The organism is Agromyces binzhouensis, from assembly GCF_004135055.1.
Lineage (GTDB): Bacteria > Actinomycetota > Actinomycetes > Actinomycetales > Microbacteriaceae > Agromyces > Agromyces binzhouensis.
Genome location: NZ_SDPL01000111.1, coordinates 1 through 8,234 on the forward strand (window position 1 = coordinate 1; position 8,234 = coordinate 8,234).

Below are 8,234 nucleotides of genomic sequence, written 5' to 3' on the forward strand. Positions count from 1 at the left end.
CGTTCCGCGCTCCGCGCACGGCCGGCGGGGTCGGGGCGACGCTCGGGGGCGATCGCCTGCTCGACGAGCTCGGCCTGCCGCTCCGCGGCTGCGCGGAGACCGCGCAGGTGACGCGGCTCGATCCCGCTCGCGCGCAGTGCCGCCAACGCCGTGAGCAGGTCCCTCGCCTCCGGGCCGTACACCTCGGCGGGTCGGATGAGCGATGCGCTGACGGCCTCGTCGAGCAGTGCCGCGCCGGAGCCGGCCTCACGAAGCAGTTCCTCCCGGGAGTAGCGGGCGGCCGTCGCCCGGAACGCCGATGCGTCGACGACGCCCGGGAGCGCGGGAGTGCGACCGGCATCGATCTCGTCGAGGTGCGCGCGGATCACCTTCAGGGGAAGGTAGTGGTCCCGTTGCATCGCGAGCACGACGGTGATCCGCTCGATGTCCGCGGGTGAGAACTTGCGGTACCCCGCCGCCGTCCTGGCGGGGGTGACGAGGCCCTGTTCCTCGAGGAAGCGCAACTTGGACGGGGTCAGTTCCGGGAACTCCGGCTGGAGCTTCGCCAGGACCTGGCCGATGCCGAGCAGCTGTGGGGCGTGAGCCGGACGCCGCGCCGCGGCGCCCTCGCTCACCCGGTGCCCGTCGGCGCGAGGTCGTGTCGCGAAGCGTAGAACGTGAGGCGGTACTTGCCGATCTGCACCTCGGCGCCGTCGCTGAGCAGCGCCGTCTCGATGCGGATGCCGTCGAAGTAGGTGCCGTTGAGCGAATTCAGGTCGCGGACCTCGAAGGCCGTGCCGTGGCGGACGAACTCGGCGTGCTTGCGCGAGACCGTGACGTCGTCGAGGAAGATGTCGGCGTCCGGGTGCCGGCCGACCGAGGTGACCTCGGTGTCGAGGAGGAATCGGGCGCCGACGTTCGGCCCACGGCGGACGATGAGCAGCGCCGAGGCCGACGGCAGCGCCGCGATGGCCTCCTGCTCGGCCGCGCTCACGTCGGCGTCGAGGGCGCTCAACTGCGCCGCAGCCTCGCGGCTGAACCCCATCGTGGTGTCGTTCGGCTGGCCGACGCGATGCGCCGATGTCTCAGCCGACGGCTCACGCTCCTCGCCGTTCGCGCCGGTCTGGGTCATGTCGGAATCCGCCACCGCTAACCTCCCGGCTCAAGCGTATCGGATGCCGGTGCCCCGGACACCCGCGTCTCGCGGACGACACGCGCGGTCTCGATCGCGTAGATGACGCCCGCCCACCAGTACAGGAATGCGCCCCAGATCGTGACCGCCCACCCGAACGGCTCGCTGACCGGCTGCAGGACCGGGAAGGCGAGCCCGAGCATGATGATCGGAAGCCCGGTGAAGAGGGCGAACGTGGCCGCCTTGCCGAGCTGGTGGACGGGGAGCGGGCCGTAGCCGTGGTTCGCGAGCACGACGCCCAGGACCACGAGGAACAGGTCTCGCGCGACGATGACGACGACGATCCACCACGGCACGAGGTCGTTCGCCGCCAGGCCGATGAGGGCGGCGAAGATGTAGAGGCGGTCGGCGGCGGGATCGAGCAGCTGGCCAAGCCGCGTCACCTGGCCGAGCCGTCGTGCGAGGTACCCGTCGAGCAGGTCGGTGAAGCTCGCCACGATGAGCACCACGAGCGCCGGGACGTACTCGCCGAGCACGACGAGGACGAGGAAGACGGGCACGAGCAGCAGCCTGAGCATGCTCAGGATGTTGGGCAGCGTCCAGATCCGATCCGACACCCCCGTGCTCTTCTCGGCCACGTTCCGATCCTAGCGAGCGGTGGGGTCGCCAAGCCGGGCGCGCAACGCCGGCCAGGCCTCGGCGAACCGCGGATGCAGCGGCAGCGCGTCGACCGCGAGGACCGGCGTCCAGCGCAGGGCGATGCTCTCCGGGTCGGCCAGGCGAGGCTCGAACCGCCGGGCCGCGTCCGCCACGACCGTGGTGTAGGACCAGAAGCCGAGGTCGAGGACGCTCTCGAACCGCTCGGTGACGACGCCCGGCGGCATCCCGGTCTCCTCGGTCGCCTCGCGCACGGCGGCATCGAGCGCGGACTCGCCGCGGTGGCGCGCACCGCCGGGTATCCCCCAGGTGCCGCCGAAGTGGCTCCAGGCCGCTCGGTGCTGCAGCAGCACCGAGCCTCCCGGCTCGAGCAGGAGCAGGCCCGCGGCGCCGTATCGACCCCAGTACCGGGCGCCGCCGGGACCCTCCGCCCAGCCGTCCCCGCTCTCGCCCGTCACCCGTCCAGCATGACGCACGATGCCCCGCACGCGACATCCGTCGACCGCGGGGATGACGCCGGTCCAACTTTCGGTTGTTCCGCAGGACTCGACCCCGCTGCTAGCTTCAGGGTCACGAACCCCTGGTTCGTCGCATCGCCCAACGGACGAGGAGGCCACCATGAACCACACGACCGAGACCGTCGAGGACGAGGTGGTCCTGCTCGACGAATCGGGCACGCCCATCGGCCGAGCTCCGAAGAGCGCCGCGCACGGCCCCGACACCGCCCTGCACCTCGCGTTCTCGTGCCACATCGTCAACCCGATCGGCGAGGTGCTGATCACCCGCCGCGCCGTGACGAAGCAGACTTGGGCGGGCGTCTGGACGAACTCGTTCTGCGGCCACCCGAAGCCGGCCGAGCCGCTGCTGCACGCCGTGCGTCGTCGCGCCGACTTCGAGCTCGGGCTCGAGCTCGACACCGTCGAGCTCGCACTGCCGCTGTTCCGCTATCGCGCGACGGACGCGAACGGCATCGTCGAGAACGAGGTGTGCCCGGTCTACCTGGCGACCGCGTCCGGCGAGCCCGACCCGAACCCGCGCGAGGTCGCCGAGTACCGCTGGGTCGATCCGCGGGCGCTGGCCACCGCGGTGGGCGCGGCGCCGTGGGCGTTCAGCCCGTGGCTGGTGCTGCAGGCGAGGGAGCTGGAGCTCTTCCGTGCCTGAACTGCTCGATTCCGCCATCGATGAGGAGCTGCGCCGGTTCTTCGCCGACGCGCGGGAGCGGGCGGGCGAGTTCGGCAGCCACTACACGGCGTTGTGGGAGTCGATCGAGCAGCAGAGTTCCGGCGGCAAGCGCGTCCGGCCGCGCCTGGTCTGGGCCGCGTATCGCGGCTTCGGCGGGTCGGATCGCACGCTCGTCACCCACGTGGCCCTCGCGTTCGAACTGCTCCACACGGCGTTCCTGATCCACGACGACCTCATCGATCGCGACACCGTCCGACGGGGCGCGCCGAACGTCGCCGGACGGTTCGCGGCACGCGCCCGTGCCCACGGCGGCGACGCGCGGACGGGCGAGGTGTGGGCGGCGACCGCCTCCGTGCTCGCCGGCGACCTGGCGCTCAGCCGCGCGCACCGCGAACTCGCGATGCTGCCGGTCGACCGTGCGTGCCGCGAGTCGCTGCTCGACATCCTCGATCGCGCCGTGTTCGTCTCGGCCGCCGGGGAACTCGCCGACGTGGTGTCCTCGCTCGACGGATCGACCCCCGCGCTCGAAGGCGTGCTCTCGACGCTCGAGCAGAAGACCGCCGTGTACTCGTTCGAGGCGCCGCTCGCGGCGGGCGCCGTGCTCGCGGGCGCACCCGACTCGGCGGTGACCGCGCTCTGCCGGTTCGGCCGGCTGGCCGGTGTCGCATTCCAGATCGTCGACGACGTCCTCGGGGTCTTCGGCGATCCCGGGGTGACGGGCAAGTCGGCCTCGGCCGACCTCCGCGAGGGCAAGCGGACGGCGCTGATCGCCCATGCGGCGACCACGCCGTCGTGGCCGGGCATCCGGGACCGGTTGGGCGATCCGTCCCTCGACGACGAGTCGGCCGCGGGGCTCCGCGAGGAGCTCCGCGCGTGCGGCGCGCTCGACGCGGCCCTCGCACTCGCACACGAGCACGTCACGCTCGCCCGGTACGAACTCGACGCCGCGGACCTCCCCCAGGCGCTCCGCACCGAGCTCGGCGAGTTCGCGCAGCGCGCGACGGAGCGGGTGCGATGAGCCGGCGGCACGACCCGACGCTCCTCGAGCGCTACGCGGATGCCGCGGAGGCGAGCTCGGCGACGGTCATCGCCCGCTACTCGACCTCGTTCGGTGCGGCGGCGCGGCTCCTCGACCCCCGGTCCCGCGGCCGGATCAGGTCGGTGTACGCACTCGTCCGGGTCGCGGACGAGGTCGTCGACGGCGCGGCCGCCGAGGCGGGGCTCACCGTGGACGAGCAGCTGGAGGTCCTGGACGGGCTCGAGGCGGAGACGGAGCGGGCGATGGCGTCCGGGTACTCGGCGAACCTCGTGGTGCACGCGTTCGCGCGGGTGGCCCGCGAGACCGGGTTCGGCACCGAGCTCACGCGGCCCTTCTTCGCCTCGATGCGTCGCGACCTCGATCCGGCACCGTTCACGCCGGAGGAGATCGGTCCGTACATCCACGGCTCGGCCGAGGTCGTCGGGCTGATGTGCCTGGCGACGTTCCTCGCCGCCGACGCGCACGGCTCCGTCCAGGCCGCCGACCCGGAGCGACGAGCGCGGCTCGAGCGAGGGGCGGTCCACCTCGGCGCCGCGTTCCAGAAGATCAACTTCCTCAGGGACCTCGCCGTCGACTGGCGCACGCTCGGCAGGAACTACTTCCCCGGCGTGGATCCGGACGCCTTCACCGAGGCCGACAAGACGGCGATCCTCGACGACATCGACCGGGACCTCGAGATCGCCGGGGCCGCGCTCCCGGAACTGCCGAGACGCGCTCGGAGCGCGGTCGCGGCGGCGCACGGCCTCTTCGCGAGCCTGTCGGCACGATGCCGAGCCACGCCTGCGGCAGAGATCATCGCGACGCGGATCCGCGTCCCGGACGGCGAGAAGCTCGCGATCGCCGTCCGTTCAGCACTCACCACCGGAGGGAATCGACGATGATCGGGGAGTCCGAGCGGATCGTGGTGATCGGCGGCGGGATCGCGGGCCTCGCGACCTCCGCGCTGCTCGCCAGGGACGGTCACCGCGTCACGCTCCTGGAGGCGCGCGACGAACTCGGCGGGCGGGCCGGAAGCTGGTCCAAGAGCGGGTTCCGCTTCGACACCGGACCCTCCTGGTACCTGATGCCCGAGGTCTTCGACCACTTCTTCCGACTGTTCGGAACCAGCGCCGCCGCCGAGCTCGACCTCGTGCAGCTCGATCCCGGGTACCGCGTGTGGGCCGACGGCCATGCGGAACCGCTCGACATCCAGTCGACCCGCGCCGAGAACGTCGCACTGTTCGAGTCGATCGAGCCCGGCGCCGGCGCCGCACTCGAGCGCTACCTCGACTCGGCGGAATCCGCGTACGACATCGCCCGGCGGCGATTCCTGTACACGAACTTCGACGATCCCCGCTCCCTGCTCTCCGGTGAGGTCCTCCGGCAGTCGGGACGGTTCGCGTCGCTCCTCACGACCACCCTCGAGCGGTTCACGGCGCGCGCCGTGAACGACCGCCGCCTGCGGCAGGTGCTCGGCTATCCGGCGGTGTTCCTCGGCTCGTCGCCCGACGCGACGCCGGCGATGTACCACCTGATGAGCCACATGGACCTCGAGCAGGGCGTGTTCTACCCGCGCGGCGGGTTCTCCGAGCTGATCGAGCGCATCGCCGCGATCGCCGTCGCGGCCGGCGTCGACATCGTCACCGGCGCTCGCGTCGAGGCGATCGAGCTCTCGACCGGCGGGGCCCGACCGGCCGTCGCCGGCGCACGCTTCCGGTCCGCATCGGGTCGCAGCGTCGTCGCCCCGGCGCACCGGATCGTCTCGGCGGCGGACCTGCACCACACCGAGACCGAGTTGCTCCCCCGGCACGCGCAGACGTATCCGGAGGCCTGGTGGCGCCGCCGCAACCCCGGGCCCGGGGCGGTGCTCGCCATGCTCGGCATCCGCGGACAGGTGCCGGGCCTCGCCCACCACACGCTCTTCTTCACCGAGGACTGGCGCGAGAACTTCGGGTCCATCTTCGGATCCGACCCGCACGTGCCCGACCCCGCGTCGTTCTACGTGTGCAGCCCGAGTGCGACGGATGCCTCGGTGGCGCCGTCGGGCGACACCAACCTGTTCGTGCTGGTGCCGGTGCCCGCCGACACCGCGATCGGGCGCGGCGGGGAGGACGGCACGGGCGACCGGCTGGTCGAGGAGACCGCCGACCGGGCCATCCGCCGCATCGCCGAGGTGTCGGGGCTCGACGACCTCGCGGAGCGCATCGTCGTGCGCCGCACGGTGGGGCCCGCGGACTTCGCGGCCGACCTGAACTCGTGGCAGGGCGGCGCCCTCGGACCCGCGCACACGCTCCGGCAGTCGGCGTTCTTCCGGGGGACGAACCGGTCCCGGCGCGTGGACGGGCTGTACTACGCCGGCGGGTCGACCGTGCCGGGAATCGGCCTGCCGATGTGCCTGATCAGCGCAGAGAACGTGCTCAAGCGCGTGCGGGGCGATCGCTCCTCCGGGCCGATCGAGGAGCCCGCGGGGGCGAGCGCGCACGAGCCCGCCGACCCGAGCACGACCGTCGCATGACGGCGTTCGCCTACCTCGCCGGCCTGCTCGTCGTGATCGGATGCATGGCGCTCATCGACGCCCGCTGGCGCCTCGTGTTCTGGCGCGCGCCGATCGTCGCAGCGGTGACCGTCGTGGTCGGCGTCGTGTTCTTCCTGGTGTGGGACGCGGCGGGGATCGTCACCGGGGTCTTCTTCCGCGGCACGTCCGACATCGTGACCGGCATCGAGCTCGCTCCGGAGCTCCCCCTGGAGGAGCCGGTCTTCCTCGTCTTCCTCTGCTACCTCACGCTGGTGCTCGTGCTCGGCGCCGAGCGCGTGCTCGCGGCGCGCGAAGGACGGGTCCCCGCCTCCGAACGGGAGGGCCTCCGATGACGTACCTGCTGATCAGCATCCCGTTCCTCGCCGTCGCGGCGATCACCGCGTGGGCGGCGCGGCCACGGGAGCGCACGGCGTTCCGACGTCGCACGATCGCCACCGCGATCGGCGCTGCCGTGCTCCTCGTGCTCACGGCCGTCTTCGACTCCCTCATCGTCGGGACCGGGATCGTGGCGTACGACGACGCGCACCGATCGGGCCTCGCCGTCGGACTCGCCCCGGTGGAGGACTTCCTGTACCCGATCGCCGGCGTGCTGCTGCTGCCCGCGGTGTGGAGCATCCTCGCGGGTGCCCGCCGGAACCGCGCGGCGAGGGTCGACGGATGAGCGCGGCGCAGACGCGGGGCGGCCTCGGGCACCGGGCCGGCCAGGTCCTGCTCTCGTCGCGGCCGATCAGCTGGATCAACACCGCATTCCCGTTCGCGGCGGCGTACGTCCTGACGACCGGCCGCGTCGACGCCCTGCTCGTCGTCGGCACCCTGTTCTTCCTCGTGCCGTACAACCTCCTGATGTACGGCGTGAACGACGTGTTCGACTACGAGTCCGACCTGCGGAACCCGCGGAAGGGCGGAGCCGAGGGGGCGCTGCTCGACCCGAGCCTCCACCGCACCGTGGTGTGGGCGGGCATCGTGACCGCGGCGCCGCTCGTGGCGGTCATGCTCTGGCTCGGCGGCACGGACGAGCCGTGGTCGTGGCTCGTGCTGGCGATCAGCCTGTTCGCAGTGTTCGCCTACTCGGTGCCGGGGCTCCGCTTCAAGGAACGCCCGGTGCTGGACTCGGTCACCTCGAGCACGCACTTCGTCAGCCCGGCGGTCTACGGCCTCGCGGTCGCCGGGGCGGACTTCACCTGGCCGCTCATCGCGCTGCTCGTGGCGTTCTTCTTCTGGGGGATGGCGAGCCACGCGTTCGGCGCGGTGCAGGACGTCGTCCCGGACCGCGAGGCCGGCATCGCGTCGATCGCGACGGCGTTCGGCGCCGCGACGACCGTGCGGATCGCACTCGGCCTGTGGGCGGCGGCGGGCCTGCTGATGCTCGCCACCGAGTGGCCGGGGCCGCTGGCGTCGGTGCTGGTGCTCCCCTACCTGTGGGCGGCATGGCCCTTCCGCTCGGTGACGGATGCCGCGTCCGGCGCCTCGAACCGCGGTTGGCGTCACTTCATCCTCATCAACTACGCCGTGGGCTTCCTCGTCACGATGCTGATGATCTGGTGGGCGCTGGTCCGCTGACCCCGCGCTCCCGTGCGCGCTCCCGTCCTAGGCTTGGAGGATGGCGGAGCTCGACTCGGCGCGCGTGGACGCGTGGCTGTGGGCGGTCCGGGTGTGCAAGACGCGCTCGGCCGCGACCGCGGCGTGCCGCGCCGGCCACGTGCGCGTGAACGGCGAGCGGGCGAAGGCGG

12 protein-coding genes are annotated in these 8,234 nt (G+C 72.4%); 8 read left to right on the forward strand and 4 right to left on the reverse strand.

All coding sequences use genetic code 11. From position 1 onward, the window contains the following. From ftsR to ESO86_RS07500, 4 genes are all read right to left on the reverse strand, one after another. Positions 1-614: transcriptional regulator FtsR (ftsR, locus tag ESO86_RS07485; protein ID WP_129234340.1), on the reverse strand; the 614-nt coding region annotated here is incomplete at its 3' end. Beyond that, complete coding sequence (locus tag ESO86_RS07490; protein WP_129234341.1) at positions 611-1,111, reverse strand: FHA domain-containing protein; 501 nt, start codon at positions 1,109-1,111, stop codon at positions 611-613. The genes ESO86_RS07490 and ftsR, both read right to left, overlap by 4 nt. Before the next feature lie 17 nt (positions 1,112-1,128). After that, positions 1,129-1,749: a CDP-alcohol phosphatidyltransferase family protein gene (locus tag ESO86_RS07495; RefSeq protein ID WP_129234342.1), complete on the reverse strand. Its 621-nt coding sequence runs from the start codon at positions 1,747-1,749 to the stop codon at positions 1,129-1,131. A 9-nt stretch (positions 1,750-1,758) separates the two neighbouring features. Further along, on the reverse strand, positions 1,759-2,226 hold the full coding sequence (locus tag ESO86_RS07500; RefSeq protein WP_242492258.1) for an NUDIX domain-containing protein: 468 nt from the start codon (positions 2,224-2,226) through the stop codon (positions 1,759-1,761). Positions 2,227-2,386: 160 nt separating this feature from the next. On the opposite strand from ESO86_RS07500, the gene idi reads away from it, so the two are divergent. The 8 genes from idi to ESO86_RS07535 form a co-directional block, all read left to right on the forward strand. Then, positions 2,387-2,929, forward strand: coding sequence for an isopentenyl-diphosphate Delta-isomerase (gene idi / locus ESO86_RS07505; protein WP_129234343.1), 543 nt, complete (start codon positions 2,387-2,389; stop codon positions 2,927-2,929). Continuing rightward, positions 2,922-3,968, forward strand: a complete 1,047-nt coding sequence (locus ESO86_RS07510) for a polyprenyl synthetase family protein (RefSeq protein WP_242492259.1) — start codon at positions 2,922-2,924, stop codon at positions 3,966-3,968. Before idi ends, ESO86_RS07510 begins: the two co-directional genes overlap by 8 nt. Next, on the forward strand, positions 3,965-4,870 hold the full coding sequence (locus tag ESO86_RS18705) for a phytoene/squalene synthase family protein (protein ID WP_165307470.1): 906 nt from the start codon (positions 3,965-3,967) through the stop codon (positions 4,868-4,870). The genes ESO86_RS07510 and ESO86_RS18705 overlap by 4 nt, the downstream gene beginning before the upstream one ends. Then, positions 4,867-6,483 (forward strand): phytoene desaturase family protein, encoded by a 1,617-nt coding sequence (crtI, locus tag ESO86_RS18710; protein ID WP_165307472.1) that lies wholly within the window; start codon positions 4,867-4,869, stop codon positions 6,481-6,483. The genes ESO86_RS18705 and crtI overlap by 4 nt, the downstream gene beginning before the upstream one ends. Continuing rightward, positions 6,480-6,836: a lycopene cyclase domain-containing protein gene (locus tag ESO86_RS07520; RefSeq protein ID WP_129234345.1), complete on the forward strand. Its 357-nt coding sequence runs from the start codon at positions 6,480-6,482 to the stop codon at positions 6,834-6,836. The genes crtI and ESO86_RS07520 overlap by 4 nt, the downstream gene beginning before the upstream one ends. Beyond that, entirely contained in the window at positions 6,833-7,165 is a 333-nt protein-coding gene (locus ESO86_RS07525; protein WP_129234346.1) for a lycopene cyclase domain-containing protein, read from the forward strand. The genes ESO86_RS07520 and ESO86_RS07525 overlap by 4 nt, the downstream gene beginning before the upstream one ends. Continuing rightward, complete coding sequence (locus ESO86_RS07530; RefSeq protein ID WP_129234347.1) at positions 7,162-8,064, forward strand: prenyltransferase; 903 nt, start codon at positions 7,162-7,164, stop codon at positions 8,062-8,064. Before ESO86_RS07525 ends, ESO86_RS07530 begins: the two co-directional genes overlap by 4 nt. A 40-nt stretch (positions 8,065-8,104) precedes the next feature. Further along, positions 8,105-8,234 (forward strand): S4 domain-containing protein (locus ESO86_RS07535; RefSeq protein ID WP_277985215.1); only part of this gene is annotated, 130 nt, incomplete at its 3' end.